The following is a 24,350-nucleotide window of genomic DNA, read 5'->3' as shown; positions in this document are numbered from 1 at the left end:
CTACGGGTGTGTCGCGCTCGGTCGAATCGACCTCGTAGGCCCACACCCGGAAGCCATTGAGAATGTGCGGGCCAAAGGAAGTGATCATGGCGACGTCGGCAGCGTCCCGCCCGCGCGAGATCACGATCCGGCCCGTTCGGGGAATGTTGTTGCGCGGATCGAAGGTGTGCCAGCGACCGCCCAGATAGACCTCGATCCAGGCACAGAAATCCATCGGATCGGCCCGCGGGACGCCGATGTCGGTCAGGAAGCCGTTCACATAGCGGGCGGGGATGTTCATGCAGCGGACCAGGGCCGCAGCCAGATGGGCATAGTCGCGGCAGACCCCGGTGCCTTCCTCGCAGGCCTCGAAGGCCGTGCGGGTCGAGCGGGCATTCTGGTAGTTGAAGGCGATGCGCTGGTGGGTGAAGTCGCAGATCGCCTGGACCCGCGCCCAGCCCGGCGGGGTATTGCCGAACAGGTCCCAGGCCATCTGGCTCAGGCGGTCGGTCTCGCAGTAGCGACTGCCCATCAGATACATCAGGCATTCGTCCGGCAGCTCGGCGACGTCATGTTGCACGGCGTCGGGCCAGGCGATGTCGGCCAGGCCGCTGTCCTCGATAATGGCGTCGCTCCACAGGGTCAGGTCCCCGGCCGGGGCAACGAAGCGGCGGCAGAGGTTGCCGAACGGATCGTGATAGGTCGCCGTATCGATCTCCGGCGTCGTCACGAACCGTTCCGGGGCACGTACATCGCGACGGCGGTCGTCATGGATGGCCATCTGGGTGACCATCGGGGTCGGCTGCCAGCAGTTGACCGTGATTTCGTAGCCGTGGCGGATCAGCATGGTCTTCTCGCAAGCAGGTCGGCGCGGGATCGTCGTGCCGTCGGGGGCTACAGCCTTGGTCTGTCAGATGACCGAATTCGGCGGGGATAAACAGGGCCGGAGGCAGACAATTGCGGGATTAATCCCGACCGGCGCAAGGGCATGCAGTTTGCCTGAACGCACAAAGCCGAAATCGGCTTCCGGCCGTCCTGACCGGCTCAGGCGAAGGCGGCGATGGGCTCGGCGAAGGTGAAGTCGCCTTCGGCACTGGTCACGTCGACCTCGACGTCCATGCCGATGAAGTCGGTCGGAAAACCCGACCAGGTCCCGAGCAGGGGCGAGGCCTTGCGGGGATCATTGACCACGGCGACGCGGATCAGGTCGGTATTGCCGACAATGCCGTTGGTGGGGTCGAACTCGACCCAGCCGCAGGCGGGCAGATAGACCCGCAGCCAGGCATGGGTGTGGCCGCCGCCGGTGCGGGCCGGCTGGCCCAGCTTGCGCGACGGGCTGTGGATGTAGCCCGACACGAACTGGGCGGCGAGGCCCAGGCTGCGGCAGGCCTCGATCATCAGCACGGCGAAGTCCCGGCAGGTTCCATTGCCGCTTTCGAGGGTGGTCAGCGGTGACTGGACACCGTGTTCCAGGCGCTTGCCGTATTTGAGCCCCGCATAGATCGCCTGGGTCATGTCGGCCAGAAGGTGCTGCAGACCGGTCGCGCCCCGGGCCTTGACGAAGCGCCGGGCCCAGCGGGCCAGATCACCGTTCGGATCCGCATGCTGCGGATCGATCGAGCGCTGCAGGTCGGGAAGGTCTTCGGCATCATAGGCGAACGGCCGGCCACCCGACAGGAAGCCGACATCGCCCTGCAGGTCGCCGAAGGCGGGCAGGGGCGTGTGCTCAAGGGTGATGCGGCTCTCGAAGCTGAGCTCTTCGGCGCGGCCCGCAAAGCGCGCTATGCCGACCCAGTTGCCGAACACGTCCTGGACGTCGCGCATGTGGACCGGGGTCGGCACGATCAGCAGGTCGGAGGTGACAAGCCGCTGATCGCAGCCTTCGCGCGGGCGGAACATCATGCGATGTTCGCCGAATGCGACAGGATTGCGATACCGGTAGCGCGTCAGATGGCGGACCGAGAGAACGGGCATTCGGAAAGCTTGGCTTGGATTCGTCCGCGCCGTCGACCCGACTTCTGGTCGCAAGTGATCCGTGTCCGGTGATTGTCTCGAACGAAGGCAGCGGCAGTCCGCTGCTGTTGCTGGGGGATCATGCCGGCCGGGCGATCCCGGCGAGCCTGGACCGGCTGGGGCTGACGGACGAGGCCCTCGACCGCCACATTGCCTGGGACATCGGGGTGGCGGGGCTGGGGCGGGCCCTGTCGGCGGACCTGGGCAGCGCCTTCATCCGGCAGGCCTATTCACGGCTGGTCATCGACTGCAACCGGCGGCCCGAGGCCCCTGGCTCGATCGTTATGGTCAGTGACGGCACTGTGGTGCCGGGCAATGCCGATCTCGACGACGAGGCCCGCGCCCGGAGACTGGCCGAGATCTATCAGCCCTATCAGGCGGCCATCGGCGACTGGCTCGACGCAAATCTGGCGCGGCGGCCGATCCTGGTGTCGCTGCACAGCTTTACGCCGTCGATGAACGGCAAGGACCGTCCCTGGTCGCTGGGTGTGCTGCACCGTGGCGACTCGCCGTTCTCGGATGCGGTGCTGGGCTTGCTGCGGGACCGGATGGGTGAGGCCGTCGGCGACAACGAGCCGTACCGCATGGACTCGACCGACAATACGGTCCCGCTCCAGGCCGACCCGCGCGGGCTGGACTATCTGGAACTCGAAGTCCGTCAGGACCTGCTGGACAACAAAAAGGCCGAGCAGGCCATGTCGGCGCTGCTCGGCCCTGTACTGTTGCAGGCCCTGGCCCAGGTCCGGCCGCAGCCGGTCTGAGCGCGGGGCGTCTGGCGGGGCCTCCCGAAGGCAGCCCCGCCGAACCGGCTACATCTTGAAGCGCGCGCCGACCATGATCGTGCGGCCGAAGTGGTTGTATTCGTAGTTCCGGTCCGCCGCGAGATCGGTGAAGCGGTCGCGGTATTCGTCCGTCAGGTTGACGCCCTCGAGCGAGAATTCGAGGTTGTCGTTCAGGCGGTAGCGCATCGAGGCATCGACGTTCATCGAGCTGTTATAGCCCTCGAAGACGTTGCCGGTGCCGCTGGTCGCATCGATGAAGCCGCTGCGATAGGCCACCGACGCGCGAGCGCTGAACTTGTCGGCTTCGTAGTAGAGCGTGGCGTTATAGGCCCGGCGCGACAGGTTGAAGAGTCGCTCGGTTTCCTTGCGGCTGACCAGGGTCGGGAAGGTCCCGATCGGATTGGTGGCCGCACCGGAGACCGTGTAGTCGACGTCGGAGTCGACCAGGGTCACGTTGGCGATGCCGCCGAAGTTCGACCACAGGCCCGGCAGGAAGCTGAACGGGCCCTGCACGGCGAATTCAACGCCCTGCAGCTTGCCGCCTTCGCCATTGACGGTGGTGTTGATCGTCCAGGGTTGGCCTTCAGGATTGGCGGCGGCCGGCGAGCTGGCCAGGATCAGCGACAGCGGCAGGCCGGTCGAGGCATAGGAGCCGGTCGTCGAGGCGGTGATCGGGAAGCTCTCGATATCCTTGCGGAACAGGGCGACCGAGAAGATTGACTCGCGGGCGAAGTACCATTCCACCGAGGCGTCATAGGCCGTGGCCCGGAACGGGTTCAGGCCCGGATTGCCCGAGGTGATGCGGTAGTTGAAGCCGTCGACCGAACCGCCGGGCGTCAGGTTGCCGAGGCTCGGGCGGGTCATGACCTTGGCGACCGCGCCGCGCAGCACAACCTTGTCCATCGGATACAGGGCCAGGTTGGCGGCCGGCAGCCAGTCTTCATACTGGCGGTCAACCGTCACCGACTGGCTGTTGTTGATGCCGGTCGAGGACTGTTCGGTCTTCACATAGCGCACGCCGGCGTTCAGGGCGTAGTCCAGGTCGCCGATCTGGCTCTTGATGTCGAACTGGATGAAGCCGCCGGTGTCCTTTTCGGTGACCGAGCGGGTGTTGCCCGCCTGGGTGATCAGCGGACGCTTGTAGAGGTTGATCAGCGCGGCAGCGGCTTGCAGGTTCGGCGCAGCCCAGCTGGTGGTCGTGCCGGCCGGGGCGTTGGCACCGGTCAGGCTGAAGTTGCTGGCCAGAGAGCCCGTGACAGGCAGGCCATAGCTCCCGGTCGCGCAGGTAAAGGCCGCGCAATAGGTGGAGTCGCGGGCCGCCTCGACGAGGTCGAAGGTGAACTCGCGATAGGCCGCGCCGGCCTTCCAGGTCAGTTCGTCTGTGATCTGGTAGTCACCGTTCAGAGCCACCGTCTGGAACTTGTTGGTGTTGTTCGACGGCCGGTCGCGGAACTCGGCGAACTGGAAGTTCGTCGGATCGGCGATGCTGGTGCCGAAGCTCAGCACCGGCTGCTTCATGTCTGTGTAGTCGTACTTGTAGCCCGTGGCGTCGCGGTCATCGAAGATGATCGTCGTTTCGTAGGGGATGTCGGCATCCGACTTCGAGAAGCCGGCCAGGCCCTGGATCTTGAACTTGTCGTTGAACTCATGGGTCAGGTTGGCGCTGAACTGGTAGAAGGTGGTGTCCAGCTCGCGCTCATAGTGCTCTAGGCGCACCCAGGCGTTGTCGAACGTGCCCTTGATCAGGTTGTTGTTGCTGTCGATCGTGTAGTCGCGAACCGTGATCGAGCGCTCGTTGGAGCGGAACAGAACCTCGGCCCACTTCTCGTTGCGGATCGCGTTGTACTTCGAATAGAGGCCGTCGACCGAGAGCTTGGTGCGATCGGTCGGGGCCCACTGCACGCTGCCGGTCACGCCCAGGCGTTCGCGGTCGTGGGTCACTTCGCCATAACGCGGAATGCGGGGGTGGAAGGCCAGGGCCACCTGATTGCAGCTGGCGCTGGGGACATAGGCCCCGCCCGAGTTCTGCGTGGTGTAGCAGTTGGTGCCGGCCACCGCATTGAAGCGGGCCTGGGCCCAGCGCACGGTATTGTTCGTGGCCTCGACCTGCTGCTGCTTGGAATAGGCCACCGACATCGACGCGGCCCAGGTGCCGCTCTCGTCGCGATAGCTGACCAGGCCGGCGAGGCGCGGGCCCAGTTCCTTGTTCAGGTCATTGTACTGGCCCTGGGCGCTCAGGGCGAGCGTCAGTCCGTCCTTGCCGGCCAGCGGGTTGCCGGTGTTCAGATCGACGACGGCCCCCAGCGAGCCTTCGTCGAGCGAGGCTTCGGCGGTCTTGTGGACGACCAGCGAGCTGAACAGTTCCGAGGCGAATACGTTGAAGTCGAAGCCGCGCTCGCGGTTGGCGCTGGCCCCGTCCGAGGTGGTGGCGATGGCTTCCATGCCGTTGACCCGAACGCGGGTGAACTGCGAGCCGAGGCCGCGAACCGTGATGGCGCGGCCTTCGCCCCCGTCGCGGACGATCGAGATGCCGGGAATACGCTGCAGCGACTCCGCAAGGTTCTGATCGGGGAACTTGGCGATGTCTTCGGCGACGATCACGTCAACGCCGGCGACCGACTGGCGCTTGACGTTGAGGGCGGCATCCAGTGAGCGGCGGAAACCGGTGACGACGACTTCTTCGACAACCGCTTCATCGGCGGCCGGAGCCGGGGCAGCCGGGGCGGTCTGTGCAGAGGCTGCGCCGGCGATGGCCAGGGCCAGGGCACCGCTCGAGACGCCGACCTTCAGCGCGAACAGGGCTTTAGTCTTGGTGGCTTGGGACAATGGTTTCTCCTCCCGTAGAACCGTTGGAACCGGTGCCGGAGCACCGTCTCGCAGGCTTCGTTCGCGCAAACTGCTGCGCGGCCGTGCCTGTGGTGTTTTTGTTGTTCGGCGACCCAGAGAGACTCTGACACCGGTAGCAATGACACCGGTAGCAAAGCTGTGGACAGGCGACAAGCTGTGATTGATGGAGGCCTGACCGGGTCAACCGTGCAGACCACGGCGGTCTTGCTGCGGAGGACGCCGTTTGCGTCGTCCGGGCGTTTGATCTAGGTCAGCCGCGACAAGGGTAGCTCTCACTCAGGGGGCGTGCCCATCCTCCGACAAGCGCCGGGTATGAAGACGACAGACAGCCGATTTTCGGTCGCGCCCATGATGGACTGGACGGACCGGCACTGCCGCTCCCTGCATCGGGTGCTGAGCGGTCGCGCGCTGCTCTATTCCGAGATGGTGACCAGCGGTGCGGTCATCCACGGCGATCGCGAGCGGCTGCTGGGCTTTGATGCCGGACAGCATCCGGTCGCCCTGCAACTCGGGGGCTCAGACCCCGCCGAACTGGCGGAGGCGGCCCGGATCGGCGAGGACTTCGGCTATGACGAGATCAACCTGAATGTCGGCTGTCCGTCTGACCGGGTGCAGAGCGGTCGCTTCGGGGCCTGCCTGATGCGCGAGCCGGGGCTGGTGGCCGAATGCATGGCCGCCATCCAGGGGGCGGTCTCGGTGCCGGCGACGGTCAAGTGCCGGATCGGCGTCGATGACCAGGATCCGGAACAGAGCCTTTTCACCCTGGTTGATGCCTGCGCCGGTGCCGGCATCGGGACATTCGCGGTCCATGCCCGCAAGGCCTGGCTGAAGGGGCTGTCGCCCAAGGAGAACCGGGATATCCCGCCACTGGACTATGAGCTCGTCTACCGGCTCAAGCGCGAGCGGCCGCACCTGACCATCGCCATCAACGGCGGGGTTGCCGATCTCGAGGCCGTCGAGATCCACCTGCAGCATGTGGACGGCGTGATGATGGGGCGGGCGGCCTATCACGAGCCCGGCCTGCTGGGCACGGTCGACCGGCGCGTGTTCGGTGTGGGCGACGACGTCACGGCCTTTGAGGCTGTCGAGCGTTATCGGCCCTATATCGCCGCGCGGCTGGTGGAGGGCGTCCATCTGGCGGCGATGAGCCGGCACATGCTGGGACTGTTTCACGGGCTGCCCGGCGCGCGAGCCTGGCGGCGGATCCTGACCGTCGAAGGGGTTGGATCCGGGGCAGGGCTCGACGTCGTTGATCGGGCTGTGGAGGCTGTACGGCAGGCCCTTGAAAGCCGGGCACAGCGCGATGCGGATGCAGGGCTGCGACCGGAGCAGGTCGCCGAAGCCTAGTCTTGTCCTGAGGATCGAACGCGCGGGCAGCTGGAACCCGGTGGTAGCCTGTGGCGCTGCCAACCGGCCAGCACGTTTGGCCCGGTCAGTGCGGTGCCGTTGCCCCCGTCAGGGGTGCAGGATCAGGGCCTTCTGGGTGGCTTCGAAGCTGGACAGACGGCCCAGATAGCTCATGCCCAGAAGCGATGTCTCGAGGCCCTTCTCGATGACCAGGGCATCGACATTGCGAACACGGGCACCGGCCACCGAAACACTGGCCAGCTTGACCGAGGCGGCGCGAGTCCGGCCGTCAGCGGTAATGACGCTGTAGTCGTAGTCGAGACGGGCGGTGTCGATCCCCAGGCGGCGGGCGTCGTTCAGGCTCAGCGAGACGGCCGTCGCGCCGGTGTCGACCAGGAAGCGGACGGCCTTGCCGTCCACCGAGGCTTCGGCCCAGTAGTGGCCGTCGGCGTCCTTGTTGATCTGGGCCGGACCGGTGGAGTCGAGCCGCGCCGTCGCCGCGGTGGCGGTGCGCAGTTCGGGGTGGCGCAGGTCGTCCAGGGACACCACCGCCTTGGCAGCGCCCACAGCCGACAAGGCTCCTATCAGCGCGATCGCCGCGAACTTGAACATCGAAGACACCCTGCCCATTGGCTTTTTGACCATTGTTTTGGTCGTTGGGTGAAATCTACGGGATGAAGCCTTTTCAACCCGTGAATCGGGCGGCCTTTTTATTGTATATAGTTAATGATGCTATAACATGCTTCGCTATTACGCATATTAACATTCCTAAAAGCTCTGTAATGTTCAATGTGGACGGGATTTAACTTAGGGCATCCCTGAATTGGAAGTATTCCCCGTGGTGCCAGATTTTACCTGAGGAACTACACCATGAAGACGATCCTTGTTTCCGCCCTTGCGCTGGCGGCCCTGGCTACAGGTGCCCAGGCTGGCCCCAAGGTTTCGGACATGCAGTACCTGCAAGCGGCCCGTTGCCGCGGTCTGGCGGCCTCTGAAGCCCTGGGCAAGCTGGACACGGTTGCGCTGGACAGCTTCCTGCGTGCCGAGGGGCAGGCGCGTGAACTGGCAGTACGCGCTTCGTCGGCGAGCCGTATCACCGGTGCCCTGAACGAGGCCCAGAAGGCCACCGGCGAAAAGAAAGACAAGCTTATCGCCGAGCGTAACGGCGACTGCGCCGTCTGGCTGCGCGGCGGTCAGTAGGACAGATCAGGTCCGACCGGCCATCAGGGCCGGAACCGGATACGGACGGGCGGGCAGGGCGGCGAGGATATCCGTCCGCTGCTGCTCGCTCATGCGCGACCAGCCGGCGATCTCGGCCAGGGTGCGGCGGCAGCCGACGCAATGGCCGCTGGCCCCGTCAACGGCACAAACCTTGACGCAGGGTGTTTCGATCGGTCGCGGCGGCGTGATGTCAGGGCTCATGGCCGGGCATCATCGCCGTGCGGCCGGGCCGAGGCAAGGCCGGGCGGTGCGTTACGGCAAACGAGACTTGCAATCCGGGCGGTCGGCTTCTACCCCCGCCCCATGACCGCTTCTCCCTTTGATGACATCCGGGCCCTGGCGTCTGCGCCGCCGTCGGCCGGTGCCGCGCCCGAACTCGGCCAGCAGGACCGTCTGGCCGAGATCTCCACCTGGCTGACCCGCTGGACGGGCCGGACGCCACCATCGGTCAATCGGCCGGTCGTGGCGCTGTATGCCGGAGCTAGGCAGGGCGTCGGTCCCCGGGGCTATGCCCGCGACCGGCTGGAGGCTGTCGCTTCGGGTGGTGCGACCGTCTGCCGGATCGCCGGTGTCCAGGGCGCGGGTCTTGAGGCCTTTGACCTCGCCGTGGATCGCCCGACGCCCGACGCCGTGTCCCGCGCGACGATGAGCGAAAAGGAATGCGCTGCGACCATGGCCTTCGGCATGGAGGCCCTGGCCAAGCAGCCCGACCTGCTGATCCCCGGCGTGATCGCGGCAGAGACGGACCTGGCGGCGGCCTCAGTGGCCTTTGCCCTGTTCGGTGGCGAGGTCTCGGACTGGACCGACCGTCCCGAGGCGGTCGCCCCGGCCGTCGAGCGGGCGGCGCAGGAAGATGGACTTGAGGATCCCCTGCAGGTGCTGCGACAGCTGGGTGGCCGCGAGATGGCGGCCGTCGCCGGCGCGATCCTGGCGGCCCGGGTCCAGAAGATTCCCGTCCTGCTGGACGGATATGCGGCCTGTGCCGCAGCGGCCGTGCTCAGGGCCATTGATCCCGAGCTTGTCGACCACTGTCTTGCGGCCCATGTCAGCCCGGCGAAAGGCCATGCCCGCCTGCTTTCCGCGCTCGACAGACGGCCGCTTCTGGCGCTGGATATCGTCGAAGAAGAAGGGGTCGGCGGTGCCAGTGCCCTGGCTCTGGTGAAGCTGGCCTGCGAGGCAAGATAGGCAGCGTTTGGCCGCCTTAACTGAACGCGAGTCATATTCGCTTCCGTTGACGCTAACGTCATCTTTCCAAACGGCCGTTCGGCCTCTATCGTGCCTCCCGAAACGTAAGAACGGCCCCCTCCAACGGAGGGCCGGAACCGGGAGCCAGCCATGAATCTCGACTTTTCGCCCGAGGACGTCGCCTTCCGCGACGAAGTCCGCGCCTTCATCGCCGAAAACTATCCCGCCGGCCTGCGAGACAAGCAGGAAGAGGGTGAGGAAATGGCCAAGGAGGACTTTCTCTCCTGGCATCGCGTTCTGGCCAACAAGGGCTGGATCGCACCGGCCTGGCCGGAAAAGTTCGGCGGTCCGGGCTGGACCTCGGTCCAGCGCTACATCTGGTCGGAAGAGACCGCCCGCGCCGACTGCGTGCCGATCCTGCCGTTCGGCATCAACATGGTCGGCCCGGTGATCTACACCTTCGGGACTCCCGAGCAGAAGGAACGCTTCCTGCCGCCGACCCTGTCGGGCGACATCTGGTGGTCGCAGGGCTACAGCGAGCCGGGCGCCGGTTCTGACCTGGCCAGCCTGAAGACCAAGGCCGAACGCTTCACCGGCGATGACGGCAAGGAATATTACCTGGTCAACGGCCAGAAGACCTGGACCACCATGGCCCAGCACGGCGACTGGATCTTCTGTCTGGTCCGCACCGACCCGACCGCCAAGATCCAGGAAGGTATTTCGTTCCTGCTGATCGACATGAAGTCGCCCGGCGTGACCGTTCGCCCGATCATTACCCTGGGCGGCGAGCACGAGGTCAACGAAGTCTGGCTTGAGAACGTCAAGGTGCCGGTCGAAAACCGCATCTTCGACGAGAACAAGGGCTGGACCTGCGCCAAGTTCCTGCTGGCCCACGAGCGTTCGGGGATTGCCGGCGTCGCGCGGTCCAAGCGTGGCATCGAGCGTATCCGCCAGATCGCTTCGACCGAGATGTCGGATGACGGCGAAAGCCTGCTGGCCGATCCGGCCTTCAAGCGCAAGGTCGCCGAGCTGGAGATCGATCTCACCGCCCTCGAATACACCGAGCTGCGGACCCTGGCGGGTGAAGCCGCCGGCAAGGGCCCGGGTCCGGAGTCGAGCGTCCTGAAGATCAAGGGCACCGAGATCCAGCAGCGCATCACCGAACTGGTGCTGGAAGCGGCCGGCCACTATGGCGCGCCCTATTTCCGCGGCTTCCCGAACGACGGCGACAACGCCCATCCGATCGGCCCGGACTTCAGCCACCGTGCGGCTCCGACCTATTTCAACGTCCGCAAGACGTCGATCTATGGCGGCTCGAACGAAATCCAGCGCAACATCATCGCCAAGATGGTGCTGGGGCTCTAGCGAGCGCTCTTGTCATCCCGGGCACGCCAGCGGCGTGACCCGGGACCGCCAATTCACCGACCTTGAAGGTCCCTGCTCTGCGCTCCCATCTTTCGGGCGCTTTGGGGTCGGGATGACAGAACAAAAAGACGGGAAACCCTGGGATGGATTTCAACTTCACCGAAGAGCAGTCGATGGTCCGCGACACGGTCGCGAGCTTCCTGCAGGACAAGTACGACTTCGACACCCGCCGCAAGATCGTGGCCTCCGAGAGTGGCTGGCGCGCCGACTACTGGAAGGCCTTCGCTGAAGAGCTGGGCATCCTGGGGGCCTCGTTCAGCGAAGACCTCGGCGGTCTGGGCGGCGGTGCCGTCGACAACATGATCATCATGGAAGAGTTCGGCAAAGCCCTGGTCATCGAGCCCTATCTGGGCACCGTGGTCATCGGTGGCGGCTTCATGAAGCACTCGGGCTATGCCGGTGCGGCCTCGGTCATCGAGGGCATCGTCGGGGGCACGACCACCATCGCCTTCGCCTATGCCGAACCCCAGGCCCGCTACACCTGGCGTGACCTGAAGACCACCGCCAAGAAGGACGGCTCGGGCTATGTCCTGAATGGTCACAAGGCCGTCGTGGTCGGTGCGCCGTTCGCGACCCACCTGATCGTCACCGCCCGCACCGGCGGGGCCCAGCGCGACGCCGGCGGCGTTTCGGTGTTCCTGGTCGACAAGAGCCTGCCGGGCATCGTCACCCGCGACTATCCGACCGTCGACGGCGGCCGGGCCTCGGAAGTCTATTTCGAAAACGTCTCGATCCCGGCTGACGCCCTGATCGGTGGCGAGGGCGAGGGCCTGCCGCTGGTCGACAAGATCATGGACGAGGCTACGGCTGCTGTCGGCGCCGAAGCGGTGGGCGTGCTGCGCAAGCTGCACGAAAACACGCTGGACTATGCCAAGCAGCGCAAGCAGTTCGGCACGGCCATCGCCAACTTCCAGGTCCTGCAGCACCGCATGGTCGACATGTTCATCAATGTCGAGCAGTCGGTCTCGATGACCTACATGGCGACGATCAAGCTCGATGAGGACGCCGCCGCGCGCGCCCAGGCCGTTTCGGCCATGAAGGTCCAGATCGGCCGGGCCTGCAAGTTCGTGGGCCAGAACGCCATCCAGATCCATGGTGGCATGGGCATGACCGACGAGCTGGCGGTCGGCCACTACTTCAAGCGGGCCTCGATCATCGAGGGTCTGTTCGGCTCGGTGGACCACCACCTGAAGCGCTACGAAGGCCTGTCGTTCGCCTCGGCAGCCTGATCAACCCCGGGACGTCTACGGACCATCGGGTAAAACCTGAACGAGCCCCCTGCGTCATGCCGACGCAGGGGGCTTTTTCTTGGTCGGTGGGGCTCGGCCCGCGCCCGTCCACCCGGCGGGAGTGCTGGGAACCGGCGCGAGGCGGGCAGGGGGTAGGCGGACAGGCCCGTGCGCCAACGGTCTGACCCGCTTCCGTTAGAACTTCTCCTGGTCAGAGGGACCCTATTGAGGCCCGTGAAGCGGGAACTTGAGCGTGGGAAGACCTGTCAGGCCGGACTTTCAGCTCCCGGTGCGGGCTCGGAGGCGGGGCCCTGGGGCCGCGCAGCGGCAAGGCTGTATTTGTCTGTAGACGGAGTGAAAGCTCAGCCAGGATCGGGGCTGTCCGGGGTGATTTTCAGTGCGCGGATATACTCCGACTACGGAATAAAAATGGTTGTCAGGCAGTAAGGTTGGCGCATGGTGATGGTGACGCGCTGACGACTAGGAGGGGACCGCCCCTGTAAGCCGCGCGCGTCTCCTGGTCCAACGGCCTGTCTGGGAGACGCCGCCATGAATGTATCGAAGATGAACCACGCCATGCTGTCCTTTGCCCTGATGGGGGGCATGCTGGTCGGCCCGCGAACAGGGGCACCGCCCAAGCCGCAGCGCACGCCGTCGCGTCCGCAGGATCAGAAATAGGGCGCAGAAAGCAAAACGCGTTCGGGCGGTAGGCCCGCCCGAACGCGCTCAGGTCAAATGAGCCGCAGCAGCGGGCTCAGGGCTTGGCGGCCGTGTTGCAGTCAGCGACACCGGCCTCGTCGAGGGTCTCGCCGCGATAGTTGAACGAAGCCACGGCACCCAGCTCGGCGGCGATCTTGCGGCAGGCGCGGCCGATCGGAAGGGCCTTGACCTGGGGGGCGGCGCAGACGTCGCCGTTGCAGCGCCAGGCGGCACCGTCCTGGATCAGGCTGGGCACCTTGGCCGGAGCCTTCAGCTTCAGAACCGCACCTTCAGCGGCAAGAGCGCCGGTCGCCAGCGCCGAGGCGGCCAGCAGGGTCGTGAAAAAGATACGCATGACAGTGTCCTTATCCCCCAAGCCGACGGGGAGGTCGGCTATACCCAGAATGGGTTTCTTTTAGAAACTAAGTCAACAGGCGAACGCTTGTTTGAGGGCCGCTTTGATAGGTTTCTGCGTCCCATGACAAGAGTGTCGGCGTGACATCCTCGGCGCGCTCAACTGACCGCCAGCAGTCCGCCAGAGCCGGGGGCGTAAGGCCCTCGTCGATCGTGTGCTGGAGAAGCGCAAACAACGGATCCCAGAAGCCGCGCGGATTGTGAAACACGATCGGTTTCTGGTGCAGGTCGAGGCGACGCCAGGACAGCAGTTCGATGATCTCCTCGAGCGTACCGATCCCGCCGGGCAGAACCACAAAGGCATCTGACCGCTCGAACATCAGCATTTTGCGCTCGTGCATGTTGTCGACCACGATCGTTTCGACATCGTCGAAGGGTTGCTCGCGACCGGTGAGGAACTTCGGGATGATGCCCAGAACCCGGCCGCCGGCCGCATGGGCCCCGCGGGCCGTTGCGCCCATCAGGCCGACGCCGCCGCCGCCATAGACCAGCTTGAGCCCGGCCGCCGCAAAGCTGGCTCCGATCTCTCCGGCCGCCATGAGGAAGGCCGGATCGGCGTCATTGGACGATCCGCAATAGACGCAGACCGAGTCCAGGCGCCTAGACTCATCGGACATCGTCGTTCACTCCAGCCAAAAGAAAATGGCGCGCTTCTGCGGCGCGCCCCTAATGTATGTCCGGTGCGCGAGCCCGCACCGCTATGAGCGCTTTATGATCAGGATTCGCAGTCACCGTTTCAAGTCGATGGTCGTCCGGCGTGGCGTTATGGCGCTGCTGGGCTGTGGTCTGCTCGCTGTTTCGGCCTGTGACCGCGCAGGCAAGGGCGAATGGCGCTCGGCCGCCGACGCCAACCCCACGGCAGGGGAGGCTAGCGAAGCCGGCTATGTCGCGCCGCCCTCAGTCGACGCCGTGGCCCGGACGGCCGGCGGCCTGACGCTCAGGGGTACGGGAGCCCCGGGGGCCACAGTCCGCCTCGGCGCGCCGACTGGCGAGGCGCTTCTGGGTCGCGTCGATGCGCAGGGTCGCTGGACCCTGACGGCCCCGGCCAGCGACGGCGTACGACTCTACGGGCTGTCGATGACCAAGGCCGAACGCACGGTCCAGGCCGAGGGCTATGTCCTCGTGACGCCAGAAGGTGGGCTGGCCCTTCTGAGGGCGGGGGCCGGAGCTTTCGTGATGGGTGTGGAGTCGATCTCACCCCGGATCCTGGCCGTAGACGTTGATCCGCAGGGCGGGGCGGTGATTTCCGGCGTCGGCTCACCGGGCGCGGGTCTCGGCGCAAGGGTGGATCGCACGCCACGGGCCGTGGGTCAGGCGGATGACACAGGGCGTTTCTTCCTGTCGCTCAGCGAGCCGCTCGCCATGGGGGGGCACGATATCCAGGTCAGTGGCGAGGGCGGCGAGCAGAAGATCGCTCTTGCGGTGTCTCCGGCCGCCCCCCTGACGGAGGGCCCGGTCCGGGCGACGCGTCTGGACAACGGCTGGCGCATCGACTGGATCACCCCCGGTGGCGGCATTCAGACGAGCTATCTGCTTCACGGTTCGGCCCGATGAGGGGCTTTGGGTCTGCGCCGTCGGCCCGCAAGGCCGTTTCCGGCGCCGTTGCTGCGCCCGAGGTCAAGATCCGTTTCTGGTCGGCCATGGCGGACCTCTTCCGTCTGGTCCTGCGGTCCGATGCGCCGGGCCTGCGCTGGCGGGTAACCGTCGCCCTGGTCTTCACCCTGATCGGCAAGGCCCTCGGCGTGGTTGCGCCGCTGCTGCTGGGGGCTGCCGTCAACCGGCTGGCCGCCGGGCAGGGGGGCGCAGCGACCGTGACCTGGACCTTCGCCGGCCTGGCGACCGGCTGGGCCCTTGTCCGGTTCATCTCATCCGCAGCGCCGCAGGCGCGCGACGCGGTCTTCACGCCGGTCGCCCAGGCCGCCCAGAACCGCGCCGCCGTCGAGACGTTCGGCCACGCCCTGTCGCTGTCGATCGATTTTCACCAGTCCAAGCGGACCGGGTCGCTGTCGCGCGTCATCGACCGGGGTGCCCGGTCGATGGACTTCCTGCTGCGCAGTCTGGTGTTCAACCTGGGTCCGACGGCGATCGAGCTGGTCATGGCGGCCGCTGTGCTGGCCAAGGCCTATGACTGGCGGTTCGCCGCCATCGCCCTGCTGACGGTCGGGGTCTATGGCTACCTGACCTTCGCGATCTCGGACTGGCGCATTGGCCATCGCCGGGCCCTGAACGAGGCCGACGCCGAAGCGGCGGGCCGGGCCGTCGACGCCCTGATCAACTACGAGACCGTCAAGTCGTTCGGCGGCGAGGCCCGGGCGGTCGCCGGCTATGGCAATGCCCTGGGCGTCTATGGCGACGCCCAGATCAAGGCGACCAATTCGCTGACCCTGCTCAATATCGTGCAGTCGGGCGTGATGAGCATCGGCCTCGGCGGCATGGCCGTGCTGGCCGGGATCGAGGCCTCCTCCGGCCGCATGGGCCCCGGGGATGTGACCGCCGCGGTTCTGATCCTGATCAACCTCTACGCCCCGCTGAACATCCTGGGCTTTGCCTATCGCGAGATCCGCCAGTCGCTGATCGACATGGAGGCCATGCTCGACCTGCGCCGGCAGACGGCGGATGTGGCCGACCGGCCCGGGGCGATCCCGGTGCCGCCTTGCGCCGACCAGCGTGGCGGGGCGATTGCCTTCGAGGCGGTGTCCTTCCGCCACGGTGCGCGCTCCGAGGGGCTGGCCGAGGTGTCGTTCAGCGTGGCTCCCGGTCACACCGTGGCGATCGTCGGCCCTTCGGGGGCCGGCAAGACCACGCTCGTCCGGCTGGCGCTGCGCATGATCGACCCCCAGGCCGGCCGTGTGACCCTCGACGGCCACGACCTGCGCGACCTGCAGCAGGCGTCGCTCCGGCGGGCCGTGGCCCTGGTGCCGCAGGACGTTGCCCTCTTCAATGAGACCCTGCTCAGCAATATCGGCTTTGCCCGCCCCGAGGCCACGGAGGCCGATATCTGGGCGGCGGCCGAGGCGGCCGAACTGGGCGAGTTCATCCGCAACCTGCCCGAGGGTATGGCGACCAAGGTCGGCGAACGGGGCCTGAAGCTTTCTGGTGGTGAGCGGCAGCGGGTCGGCATTGCCCGGGCCCTGCTGGCCCAGCCGCGCGTCCTGATCCTTGATGAGGCCACCAGTGCCCTCGACAGCCGCACCGAGTCCGCGATCCAGGAGACCCTGCGCAAGGCCCGGGCCGGTCGCACGACCCTGGTGGTGGCCCACCGGCTGTCGACGATTGTCGATGCCGACGAGATCGTCGTCCTGAGACGCGGCCGGATTGTCGAGCGTGGCCCCCATGCCGACCTGCTGGCCGCGGGGGGCGAGTATGCGGCGCTCTGGCGCCGTCAGACCCGGGGCAGGGGCCCCGAAGCCTGAACAACCAGACATCTGCTTCCCGTTTTCAACGCCCGGAGAGTTTGCCCATGCGCTATCTGCACACCATGGTTCGTGTCCGTGACCTGGACGCCTCGCTGCGCTTCTATTGCGAGGGCCTGGGCCTGACCGAGATGTACCGGGTCGAGAATGAGAAGGGGCGCTTTACCCTGGTCTTTCTGGCCGCGCCGGATGACGTCGAGCTGGCCCGGGAGCGCAAGGGCCCGATGGTCGAGCTGACCTTCAACTGGGATCCCGAGGACTATCAGGGCGGCCGCAACTTCGGCCATCTGGCCTATCGCGTGGATGACATCTACGAGACCTGCCAGCGCCTGATGGACATGGGCGTGACGATCAATCGTCCCCCGCGTGACGGGCACATGGCCTTCGTGCGCTCTCCCGACAACATCTCGGTCGAGCTCCTGCAGGATGGGGCCCTGCCGTCGGCCGAGCCGTGGGCCTCAATGCCGAACATTGGAGCCTGGTAGGGCTCAGGCGGCGGCGTTCGTCTCGCGACTGCCGGCCAGGTCTTCCAGCCGGCGGCGCGGGTGGTCCGCAATCAGCGACCAGATGGCCCTGGCCAACTGCAGGCGATAGGCGGCGGCATAGCCGTCCGTGAAGGGCGAACGGCCGCTGCCGGGGGGCTCGGCAGCAAGCGCACGCACCAGGCTCTTGCGGGCTACGATGGCTTCGCGGTCGATCTTGGCCTCGGGTCCGTCGCCGGCGACCCAGCGGTCCACCTCCATGGCGGCGTGGACCGCCGTCTGGATCAGGGCCGGCAGGGCTTCCATCCTGAACCGGGGTTCCAGGCCCATGGTCGGCGTCAGGCCCCGCGCGTCGGTTAGCCGGAATTCCAGCGAGGCGACGACGCGCTGCAGGGTAGCAGGCCAGTGATCGTCGGCGGGTTTCATGAGACTGCCTTTGATGCCCTTACTGGCACCATCAGTCCCAGCAAGAAGATAAAAAGGTTCTAAATCATATAGTTAGGGCGTCGGTTACCGTGCTTTCGCTTCGGGCAAAGGCGAGCTCACGACCGCATCTGACGACGAACGGGCCAAAGATCGAGGTGATTGGGGGTCTGCCGGCACCCCGCGCCAAAGGCGAGGGGAGGTGGCTCCGCGGGTAGGATTCGAACCTACGACCAGCCGGTTAACAGCCGGCTGCTCTACCACTGAGCTACCGCGGAACAGGTCGCCTCAGGAAGAGGCCGGGTGATAGCCGCCTCGGTGACTCGGCGCAAGCGCCTTTGGACAAAAAAACAGCCCGGCTTGTGACCGGGCTGTGGAAAGTCAGTGATGGTGGGTGTCTTCAGTGAAGACCCTTACAGATTGCGGGTTTATGGTTAATTGAATCCTAATCGGATGATCCGTGAAAGTGTCGCACGGCGGGTTCTGCGGGGCGCGGATCTGCCCCGGGGCACGGAAATTGAGGGGCGATGCCGGCCGGCACCGCCTTGTCATTGCCTTGAGCCAAGTCGCGGACCTATAAGCCTGCTAGAACGCCTAGTCCGCCGAGGGATTCCATGAGCACCGATTTCGCCGCCGCGCGGCTGAACATGGTGGAAAGCCAGATGCGCACCGCCGACGTGACCGACCTGCCGTTGCAGGACGCGTTGCGGGTCGTCGCCCGTGAGGCCGTCGTCCCGGCGGACAAGGCTTTCCTGGCCTATGCCGATGCCGAGGTCGAATATGCAGCCGGCCGCTGGCTGCTGCGCCCGCGCGATATCGGCAAGCTCCTGCAGGGTCTGAAGCCCAGGACCGGTGAAAAGGCCCTTGCCATTGCAGCGCCCTATGCGGCGGCCGTCCTCGAGACCATGGGTCTTTCGGTGACCCGCCTCGACGGCGACGACCTGAAGGCCGTGAGCGGTGGACCCTACGACGTGATCGTTTGTGAAGGTGCGGTCGGGGCCGTGCCGGCCAGCTGGACCGCCGCTCTGGCGCTCGGAGGTCGCCTTGGCGTCGTCGAGCGGACGGGGCCCGTCGGTCGCGCCATGATCTATGTGAAGGCCGGAGACGGCATCGGCCGCCGCGCCGTTTTCGATTCCACGCCGCCCGTCCTCGCAGGCTTCGTCCCCGAGACCGGCTTCGCTTTTTAGGGCGATGTGATCCGCGTTTGTCGGGTTTGAAACAGTCACGCGACCTAAGCGTGAAAAAAGCTTAACTGGCGGCCGCTGGCGGTCAGTCCTACACGCGCTCATATGGTGCGAGCGCAAGCTGCGCGTGACTTGGGGATTGAACTTGATGTCGAATAGCCGCCGGGCCCAATTGTTGGCCGCCGCTTGCAGCCTGGGCCTCATGGCCGGCTTCGTGTCTGCCGCCCAGGCCGAGACGCTGACCGACGCGATCACCCTGGCCTATCAGACCAACCCGACGCTGCAGCAGCAGCGCGCCAGCCAGCGGGCCACCGACGAAAACGTCGTGCAGGCCAGGACGGCCCTGCGGCCGTCGGCGAGTGTCTCGGCGGATGTCACCGGCTCGCGGGCAGATCCGGCCAAGAGCAATGTCACGAACAAGGCCTATGGCTCCGGAGCCACCCTGTCGCTGAGCCAGCCGCTCTATACCGGTGGTCGGGCCAGCGCGAACCTTAGCGCGGCTGAAGCCGACGTGATGTCCGCCCGCGAAGGTCTTCGCAGCGTCGAGCAGGGCGTGCTCATCGGTGTCGTCCAGGCCTATGTCGATGTTCGCCGCGATCAGGAACGCCTGCGCATTTCGCAGGAAAACGTCGCAGTGCTGACCCGACAGCTCGACGAGTCGAAGGCCCGCTTCGATGTGGGTGAGATCACCCGGACCGACGTGGCCCAGTCGCAGGCGCGCCTCGCGGCGGCCCAGGCCGGCCTGGCATCGGCCCAGGCGCAGCTGTCGATCAGCCGCGCCAGCTATGCTGCCATCGTCGGCCAGAACCCGACCGATCTCGCCGCCGAGCCCTCGCTGGCGGCGCAGCTGCCGATGACCGTCGAGCAGGCGTTTGACGCGGCCGAGAAGAATAACCCGCAGGTGACGGCGGCCCAGTACAGCGCGCAGGCGGCGACCGCACGCGTGTCGTCGGCCCGCGCCGGCTACATGCCGACCGTGTCGGCCCGGGCCTCGCTCGGCTACGATGCCGGCGAACTCAATGGTCGCGGCAACCAGTTCAAGGACTATGACCGCTCGGTTTCGGGTGGCCTGACGGCGTCGATCCCGCTGTTCACCGGCGGATTGACCACCTCCCAGGTGCGCGCCGCCTCGGAACGCGAAAACGCTGCCCGGATCGCCGTCGAAGGCGCCAAGCGGAGCGCGCTGCAGGCGGTTTCGAACGCCTGGAGCAGCCTGCTGGCCGCTCGCTCGAGCCTGGTGTCGAACGAAGAACAGGTCCGGGCCACGCGGATCGCGTTCGAGGGCGTGCGCCAGGAGCAGCAGGTCGGCCTGCGGACGACGCTGGATGTTCTGAACGCCCAGCAGGAGCTGCGGTCGGCGGAACTGGCCCTGGTCTCGGCGCGACGTGACGAGTATGTCGCCAGCGCTTCGGTGCTGCAGGCCATGGGGGCTCTGAATGTCGGCGTTCTGGCCCCGGACGTCGCCCGTTATGACCCGAAGACGTCCTTCGACAAGGTCACCCACGCTGTAGGCTGGGTGCCGTGGGAACCCGCGCTGCAGGCCGTCGACAGGCTTGGTGCGCCGACGGGCAAGTCGTCGTCCAACTAGGGTTAACCGCGTCCATTTCGCCCACTTGCAATGCTTGCGCTTGCTTAAGCTGCGCAAGTCTGCACCATCGGGTCCGGCGCGCCTGAGGGCGCGCAAGGATTCGTACCTCTTTATCGACGGCCCAGCACATGTCCGACCAGAGCTCCCAAGAACCGACGATGGAGGAGATCCTCGCCTCCATCAGGCGCATCATCTCCGAGGATGACGCGCCGGCGGAGCCGGCTGCCGTCGCCGCGCCGCCCGAGCCTGTGGTCGAGGAAATCGTCGAGGAAGAAGTTCTCGAGCTCACCGATCCGATCGAGCCCGAACCCGAGCCCGAGCATTTCGAAAGCCTCGGCGATCTCGACGTCTACAGCGCGCCCGAGCCTGCGCCGGAGCCCTATGTGGCCCCGCCGCGCGCCCCGGCCCCCGCCTTCAACCGCGATGAAGTCGCCGAGACCCTGGTCGGGGATCATGCGGCAGGCCTCGCGGCCTCGGCCTTCGGCAGCCTCGCCGCCGCCGTGCAGATGCCGCGCGACGGCCGGACCCTGGAAGATGTGGTGCGCGAACTGCTGCGTCCGCTGCTCAAGCAGTGGCTGGACGAGCACCTGCCGCGCATCGTCGAGGCCAAGGTCGAGGAAGAAGTTCACCGTATCGCCCGCGGTCGCGGCGTATAAGGCCGGGTCTGGCCTGCGCCTCGCGCACGCCCGGGCCCCGAAATTCAAAGAGGCGGTCGCTCCGGCGGCCGCCTTTTTCCGTTCAAACTTCCCCCTAAAACCAAGGTCGCCCGGTTTCCGAAGTCGGCCGCAGATGGCATACCCGCAACGCCATGCTTGAAAAGACCTTCGATCCCAAATCCGTCGAACCCCGCCTGTACGCCGCCTGGGAGGCCTCCGGGGCCTTCCAGCCGAGCGAGGATCCGAACGCCGAGCCGTTCGTCATCGTGATCCCGCCGCCCAACGTGACGGGCAGCCTGCATATCGGCCACGCCCTGAACAACACGCTGCAGGACGTGCTGACCCGTTTCCACCGCATGCGCGGCAAGGCCGCCCTGTGGCTGCCGGGCACCGACCACGCCGGCATCGCCACCCAGATGGTGGTCGAGCGCCAGCTGGCCGCCGCCGGCAATGCCGGGCGTCGCGACATGGGCCGCGAGGCCTTTGTCGACAAGGTCTGGGAATGGAAGGCCGAGAGCGGCGGCACCATCACCAACCAGCTGCGCCGCCTGGGTGCCAGCTGCGACTGGTCGCGCGAGCGCTTCACCCTCGACGAGGGCCTGTCGGCCGCCGTCCGCAAGGTGTTTGTCCAGCTCTACAAGCAGGGTCTGCTCTATCGCGACAAGCGCCTCGTTAACTGGGACCCGCAGTTCCAGACCGCCATCTCCGACCTCGAGGTCGAGCAGAAGGAGGTCGACGGCGCCTACTGGCACTTCGCCTATCCGCTGGCCGACGGCGTCACCTACCAGTTCCCGGTCGCTTTCGATGACGAGGGCAAGGCCACCGAATTCGAGACCCGCGACTATATCGTTGTGGCCACGACACGGCCCGAGACCATGCTGGGCGACACCGGCGTGGCGGTGCATCCGACGGACGAGCGCTATTCGGATCTGGTCGGCAAGCACGTCGTGCTGCCGATCGTCGGTCGCCGCATCCCGATCGTCGCCGACGACTATGCCGACCCGACCAAGGGCTCGGGCGCGGTCAAGATCACCCCGGCCCATGACTTCAACGACTTCGGCGTCGGCAAGCGCGCCGGGCTGGAGGTCATCAACATCCTGACCGTCGAGGCCCGCCTCAACGAGTCCGTGCCGGCCGAGTACCAGGGCATGGACCGCTTCGCCGCGCGCAAGGCCATCGTCGCCCGCGCCGAGGAAGAGGGCTGGCTGAAGGAGATCGAGAAGACCAAGCACATGGTCCCGCACGGCGACCGTTCGGGCGTGGTCATCGAGCCCTTCCTGACCGACCAGTGGTATGTCGACGCCAAGACCCTGGCCCAGCCGGCCCTGAAGGCCGTCGAGAACGGCGACACCGTCTTTGAGCCGAGGCACTGGGAAAAGACCTATTTCGAGTGGCTGCGCAACATCGAGCCCTGGTGCGTCTCGCGCCAGCTCTGGTGGGGCCACCGCATCCCGGCGTGGTTCGGGCCGAAGCTTTCGACCGATGGGGAGGCCCAGTACGTCGAAGGGCAGTTCGAAATCTTCGTCGCCGAGACCGAAGAGGAGGCGCTTGCGGATGCAGCGGCCTTCTACTCGAAGCTTGGTTTCGACAAGCGGATCAAGGTTCTGGCTTCGGCCCAGGAATGCCTGAGCGACGAAAGCTATTCAGCCGCCAATGAAATCGGGCTCTTCCGCGACGAAGACGTCCTCGACACCTGGTTCAGCTCGGCCCTATGGCCGTTCTCGACCCTGGGCTGGCCCGAAAAGACCAGCGACGTGGCCCGTTTCTATCCGACCAGCACCCTTGTCACCGGCTTTGACATCATCTTCTTCTGGGTCGCCCGAATGATGATGATGGGCCTCCACTTCATGGGTGAAGTGCCGTTCAGGCAGGTGTTCATCAACGCCCTCGTCCGTGACGAGAAGGGCGCCAAGATGAGCAAGTCCAAGGGCAATGTGATGGACCCGCTGGTCCTGATCGACGAGCTGGGCTGCGACGCGGTGCGCTTCACCATGACGGCGATGTCGGGTCAGGCCCGCGACATCAAGCTCTCCAAGCAGCGCATCGAGGGCTATCGCAACTTCGGCACCAAGCTGTGGAACGCCACCCGCTTTGCCCAGATGAACGAGTGCGTGCGGGTCGAGGGCTTTGATCCGGCGACCGTGCAGCAGCCGATCAACCAGTGGATCCGCGGCGAGACGGTCAAGACCGTCGCCGAGGTCACCCGGGCCCTCGAGGCTCCGGAGTTCGATGCGGCGGCTGGGGCGCTCTACAGGTTCATCTGGAACGTGTTCTGCGACTGGTACCTGGAACTGGCCAAGCCGATCCTCAATGGGGATGACGCCGCCGCCAAGGCCGAGACCCGCGCCACGGCGGCCTGGGCCCTGGACGTCATCCTGAAGCTGCTGCACCCGGTGATGCCGTTCATCACCGAGGAGCTGTGGGACAAGACCGCCGAGGTCGGTCCCGCGCGCGAGACCATGCTGATCTCGGCCCAGTGGCCGGCCTTCCCGGACAGCTGGATCGACGCCGAGGCCCAGGCAGAGATCGGCTGGCTGGTCGATACGGTGAGCGAGGTCCGCTCGGTGCGGGCGGAAATGAACGTGCCGCCCGGTGCCAAGCCGCCCCTGACCCTGATCGGGGCCGGGGCCGAGACCACCGCGCGTCTGGCCCGCCACCGCGATCTGCTGCTGACCCTTGGCCGTCTCGGCCAGATCGACGTCGCCGAGGCCGCGCCGGCCGGGGCGGTGCCGTTCGTGCTGGGCGAAGCCACGGCGGCCCTGTCGATCGCCGAGTTCATTGATCTGGCGGCCGAAAAGGCCCGCCTGACCAAGGAAATCGCCGGTCATGCCGGCGAGATCGAGAAGACCAACAAGAAGCTGAACAATCCCGACTTCCTGGCCCGCGCCAAGGAAGAGGTGGTCGAGGAAAACCGCGAACGCCTCGCCGAAGCGCAAGCCGCCAAGGCCAAGCTGGAAGCCGCCCTCAGCCGCCTGGCAGCGGTGGGGTAGGGGGCTCATTCGACGGCCGTCCCGGTCCTGGAACCGGGGTGGCCGTCGGGGCGCTGTGAGCGGTGCTGAGAGTTAGACGGCCAAGCCCGGAAGCGGACTTGGCGGAGGTCTGCCAAGGGTGGATTGCGGCTTTTGCGCGAGCGGGACAAAGCGAACAAGAACGCACATGGCTCAGGATCTCTTCGTTTTCCTCGCGCAGGGAGTCGCTAGTGAACTCTCCGGCTATCGTGCAGGAGCTCGACACGCCTTGTTGCTGTACTCGACGGGCCTGAGCTTGGAGAGCGCCCAGCAATCTGCGGTGACCTTCGCGCAAGACAACGGATGGCTACACGTAGAAGCTCAGCGGTCTAAGGCCACCAGCAGCGATACGGATCTCATATCCGATGCAACGCTGAGAGCCGCCGCTGAGGCCGCCGTCCGGTCAGGCCAGGGCCTTGTTGTCTATCAGAGCGAATTAGCATCTGACGCTTGAC

The 24,350-nt window shown here is 66.2% G+C and carries 22 protein-coding genes and 1 tRNA gene; 14 read left to right on the top strand and 9 right to left on the bottom strand.

Annotated features, from left to right (window positions below):
* Positions 1-826: transglutaminase-like domain-containing protein (locus DBR10_RS17725; protein WP_108556547.1), on the bottom strand; the 826-nt coding region annotated here is incomplete at its 3' end.
* A gap of 197 nt (positions 827-1,023) precedes the next feature.
* A complete protein-coding gene (locus tag DBR10_RS17720; RefSeq protein WP_108504079.1) occupies positions 1,024-1,953 on the bottom strand; it encodes a transglutaminase family protein in 930 nt (309 codons plus the stop codon).
* 14 nt (positions 1,954-1,967) lie between these two features.
* Here DBR10_RS17720 and DBR10_RS17715 point away from each other — a divergent pair, with 14 nt between their 5' ends.
* Positions 1,968-2,753, top strand: coding sequence for an N-formylglutamate amidohydrolase (locus tag DBR10_RS17715; protein WP_199225361.1), 786 nt, complete (start codon positions 1,968-1,970; stop codon positions 2,751-2,753).
* A gap of 48 nt (positions 2,754-2,801) precedes the next feature.
* Here DBR10_RS17715 and DBR10_RS17710 read toward each other — a convergent pair whose 3' ends face one another.
* Positions 2,802-5,600 carry a TonB-dependent receptor gene (locus tag DBR10_RS17710; RefSeq protein WP_108506179.1) on the bottom strand — a complete coding sequence of 933 codons (2,799 nt, stop codon included), beginning with the start codon at positions 5,598-5,600 and terminating at the stop codon, positions 2,802-2,804.
* Positions 5,601-5,933: 333 nt separating this feature from the next.
* On the opposite strand from DBR10_RS17710, the gene dusA reads away from it, so the two are divergent.
* Positions 5,934-6,968: a tRNA dihydrouridine(20/20a) synthase DusA gene (gene dusA, locus DBR10_RS17705; protein ID WP_108556546.1), complete on the top strand. Its 1,035-nt coding sequence runs from the start codon at positions 5,934-5,936 to the stop codon at positions 6,966-6,968.
* A 108-nt stretch (positions 6,969-7,076) separates the two neighbouring features.
* On the opposite strand, the gene DBR10_RS17700 is transcribed toward dusA, so the two are convergent.
* Positions 7,077-7,589 (bottom strand): TIGR02281 family clan AA aspartic protease, encoded by a 513-nt coding sequence (locus DBR10_RS17700; protein WP_108490036.1) that lies wholly within the window; start codon positions 7,587-7,589, stop codon positions 7,077-7,079.
* A 249-nt stretch (positions 7,590-7,838) separates the two neighbouring features.
* Here DBR10_RS17700 and DBR10_RS17695 point away from each other — a divergent pair, with 249 nt between their 5' ends.
* On the top strand, positions 7,839-8,168 hold the full coding sequence (locus tag DBR10_RS17695) for a hypothetical protein (RefSeq protein WP_108506178.1): 330 nt from the start codon (positions 7,839-7,841) through the stop codon (positions 8,166-8,168).
* Positions 8,169-8,174: 6 nt separating this feature from the next.
* Here the strand turns inward: DBR10_RS17695 and DBR10_RS17690 are convergent, their stop codons facing one another.
* Complete coding sequence (locus DBR10_RS17690; protein WP_108506177.1) at positions 8,175-8,390, bottom strand: DUF1289 domain-containing protein; 216 nt, start codon at positions 8,388-8,390, stop codon at positions 8,175-8,177.
* A 102-nt stretch (positions 8,391-8,492) separates the two neighbouring features.
* Between DBR10_RS17690 and DBR10_RS17685 the strand changes: the two genes are divergently transcribed.
* The 4 genes from DBR10_RS17685 (at position 8,493) to DBR10_RS17670 (ending at position 12,706) form a co-directional block, all read left to right on the top strand.
* Entirely contained in the window at positions 8,493-9,374 is an 882-nt protein-coding gene (locus DBR10_RS17685; RefSeq protein WP_108556545.1) for a nicotinate-nucleotide--dimethylbenzimidazole phosphoribosyltransferase, read from the top strand.
* 150 nt (positions 9,375-9,524) lie between these two features.
* Entirely contained in the window at positions 9,525-10,739 is a 1,215-nt protein-coding gene (locus DBR10_RS17680; RefSeq protein ID WP_108506176.1) for an acyl-CoA dehydrogenase family protein, read from the top strand.
* A gap of 143 nt (positions 10,740-10,882) precedes the next feature.
* Positions 10,883-12,028, top strand: coding sequence for an acyl-CoA dehydrogenase family protein (locus DBR10_RS17675; protein ID WP_108506175.1), 1,146 nt, complete (start codon positions 10,883-10,885; stop codon positions 12,026-12,028).
* 549 nt (positions 12,029-12,577) lie between these two features.
* Positions 12,578-12,706, top strand: coding sequence for a hypothetical protein (locus tag DBR10_RS17670; RefSeq protein WP_369831761.1), 129 nt, complete (start codon positions 12,578-12,580; stop codon positions 12,704-12,706).
* Between the two features lie 76 nt (positions 12,707-12,782).
* Here DBR10_RS17670 and DBR10_RS17665 read toward each other — a convergent pair whose 3' ends face one another.
* Positions 12,783-13,082: a CC_3452 family protein gene (locus DBR10_RS17665; RefSeq protein WP_108506173.1), complete on the bottom strand. Its 300-nt coding sequence runs from the start codon at positions 13,080-13,082 to the stop codon at positions 12,783-12,785.
* Positions 13,083-13,149: 67 nt separating this feature from the next.
* Positions 13,150-13,758, bottom strand: coding sequence for a TIGR00730 family Rossman fold protein (locus DBR10_RS17660; RefSeq protein WP_108506172.1), 609 nt, complete (start codon positions 13,756-13,758; stop codon positions 13,150-13,152).
* A 94-nt stretch (positions 13,759-13,852) separates the two neighbouring features.
* On the opposite strand from DBR10_RS17660, the gene DBR10_RS17655 reads away from it, so the two are divergent.
* The 3 genes from DBR10_RS17655 to DBR10_RS17645 are packed head-to-tail and all read left to right on the top strand — an operon-like array spanning position 13,853 to position 17,039.
* Positions 13,853-14,695, top strand: coding sequence for a hypothetical protein (locus tag DBR10_RS17655; RefSeq protein WP_108506181.1), 843 nt, complete (start codon positions 13,853-13,855; stop codon positions 14,693-14,695).
* Positions 14,623-16,554 carry an ABCB family ABC transporter ATP-binding protein/permease gene (locus DBR10_RS17650; protein WP_108556544.1) on the top strand — a complete coding sequence of 644 codons (1,932 nt, stop codon included), beginning with the start codon at positions 14,623-14,625 and terminating at the stop codon, positions 16,552-16,554. The genes DBR10_RS17655 and DBR10_RS17650 overlap by 73 nt, the downstream gene beginning before the upstream one ends.
* A 47-nt stretch (positions 16,555-16,601) precedes the next feature.
* Positions 16,602-17,039, top strand: coding sequence for a VOC family protein (locus DBR10_RS17645; protein WP_108506171.1), 438 nt, complete (start codon positions 16,602-16,604; stop codon positions 17,037-17,039).
* Positions 17,040-17,042: 3 nt separating this feature from the next.
* Here the strand turns inward: DBR10_RS17645 and DBR10_RS17640 are convergent, their stop codons facing one another.
* Both DBR10_RS17640 and DBR10_RS17635 read right to left on the bottom strand, forming a co-directional pair.
* Positions 17,043-17,462, bottom strand: a complete 420-nt coding sequence (locus DBR10_RS17640) for a hypothetical protein (protein WP_108506170.1) — start codon at positions 17,460-17,462, stop codon at positions 17,043-17,045.
* 200 nt (positions 17,463-17,662) lie between these two features.
* Positions 17,663-17,737: transfer RNA gene (locus DBR10_RS17635), tRNA-Asn, on the bottom strand.
* Between the two features lie 336 nt (positions 17,738-18,073).
* On the opposite strand from DBR10_RS17635, the gene DBR10_RS17630 reads away from it, so the two are divergent.
* From DBR10_RS17630 to DBR10_RS17615, 4 genes are all read left to right on the top strand, one after another.
* A complete protein-coding gene (locus DBR10_RS17630; RefSeq protein WP_108506169.1) occupies positions 18,074-18,646 on the top strand; it encodes a protein-L-isoaspartate O-methyltransferase family protein in 573 nt (190 codons plus the stop codon).
* Between the two features lie 145 nt (positions 18,647-18,791).
* On the top strand, positions 18,792-20,231 hold the full coding sequence (locus tag DBR10_RS17625) for a TolC family outer membrane protein (protein ID WP_108506168.1): 1,440 nt from the start codon (positions 18,792-18,794) through the stop codon (positions 20,229-20,231).
* 128 nt (positions 20,232-20,359) lie between these two features.
* A complete protein-coding gene (gene popZ, locus DBR10_RS17620; protein ID WP_108556543.1) occupies positions 20,360-20,887 on the top strand; it encodes a pole-organizing protein PopZ in 528 nt (175 codons plus the stop codon).
* A gap of 152 nt (positions 20,888-21,039) precedes the next feature.
* A complete protein-coding gene (locus tag DBR10_RS17615) occupies positions 21,040-23,877 on the top strand; it encodes a valine--tRNA ligase (RefSeq protein ID WP_108506167.1) in 2,838 nt (945 codons plus the stop codon).
* Positions 23,878-24,350 lie beyond the last annotated feature (473 nt).

The organism is Caulobacter sp. HMWF025, assembly GCF_003060965.1.
Lineage (GTDB): Bacteria > Pseudomonadota > Alphaproteobacteria > Caulobacterales > Caulobacteraceae > Caulobacter.
Note: the sequence above shows the minus strand (reverse complement) of the source record. Positions and strands in the feature narration are given on the sequence as shown.

Bases quoted from the DNA above. Each gene is read 5' to 3' on its own strand.
- DBR10_RS17625 (WP_108506168.1), top strand. From the start codon at position 18,792: ATGTCGAATAGCCGCCGGGCCCAATTGTTGGCCGCCGCTTGCAGCCTG.
- DBR10_RS17685 (WP_108556545.1), top strand. From the start codon at position 8,493: ATGACCGCTTCTCCCTTTGATGACATCCGGGCCCTGGCGTCTGCGCCG.
- DBR10_RS17665 (WP_108506173.1), bottom strand. From the start codon at position 13,082: ATGCGTATCTTTTTCACGACCCTGCTGGCCGCCTCGGCGCTGGCGACC.
- DBR10_RS17670 (WP_369831761.1), top strand. From the start codon at position 12,578: ATGAATGTATCGAAGATGAACCACGCCATGCTGTCCTTTGCCCTGATG.
- DBR10_RS17695 (WP_108506178.1), top strand. From the start codon at position 7,839: ATGAAGACGATCCTTGTTTCCGCCCTTGCGCTGGCGGCCCTGGCTACA.
- DBR10_RS17720 (WP_108504079.1), bottom strand. From the start codon at position 1,953: ATGCCCGTTCTCTCGGTCCGCCATCTGACGCGCTACCGGTATCGCAAT.
- popZ (WP_108556543.1), top strand. From the start codon at position 20,360: ATGTCCGACCAGAGCTCCCAAGAACCGACGATGGAGGAGATCCTCGCC.
- dusA (WP_108556546.1), top strand. From the start codon at position 5,934: ATGAAGACGACAGACAGCCGATTTTCGGTCGCGCCCATGATGGACTGG.
- DBR10_RS17615 (WP_108506167.1), top strand. From the start codon at position 21,040: ATGCTTGAAAAGACCTTCGATCCCAAATCCGTCGAACCCCGCCTGTAC.
- DBR10_RS17680 (WP_108506176.1), top strand. From the start codon at position 9,525: ATGAATCTCGACTTTTCGCCCGAGGACGTCGCCTTCCGCGACGAAGTC.
- DBR10_RS17630 (WP_108506169.1), top strand. From the start codon at position 18,074: ATGAGCACCGATTTCGCCGCCGCGCGGCTGAACATGGTGGAAAGCCAG.
- DBR10_RS17640 (WP_108506170.1), bottom strand. From the start codon at position 17,462: ATGAAACCCGCCGACGATCACTGGCCTGCTACCCTGCAGCGCGTCGTC.
- DBR10_RS17690 (WP_108506177.1), bottom strand. From the start codon at position 8,390: ATGAGCCCTGACATCACGCCGCCGCGACCGATCGAAACACCCTGCGTC.
- DBR10_RS17660 (WP_108506172.1), bottom strand. From the start codon at position 13,758: ATGTCCGATGAGTCTAGGCGCCTGGACTCGGTCTGCGTCTATTGCGGA.
- DBR10_RS17675 (WP_108506175.1), top strand. From the start codon at position 10,883: ATGGATTTCAACTTCACCGAAGAGCAGTCGATGGTCCGCGACACGGTC.
- DBR10_RS17645 (WP_108506171.1), top strand. From the start codon at position 16,602: ATGCGCTATCTGCACACCATGGTTCGTGTCCGTGACCTGGACGCCTCG.
- DBR10_RS17655 (WP_108506181.1), top strand. From the start codon at position 13,853: ATGATCAGGATTCGCAGTCACCGTTTCAAGTCGATGGTCGTCCGGCGT.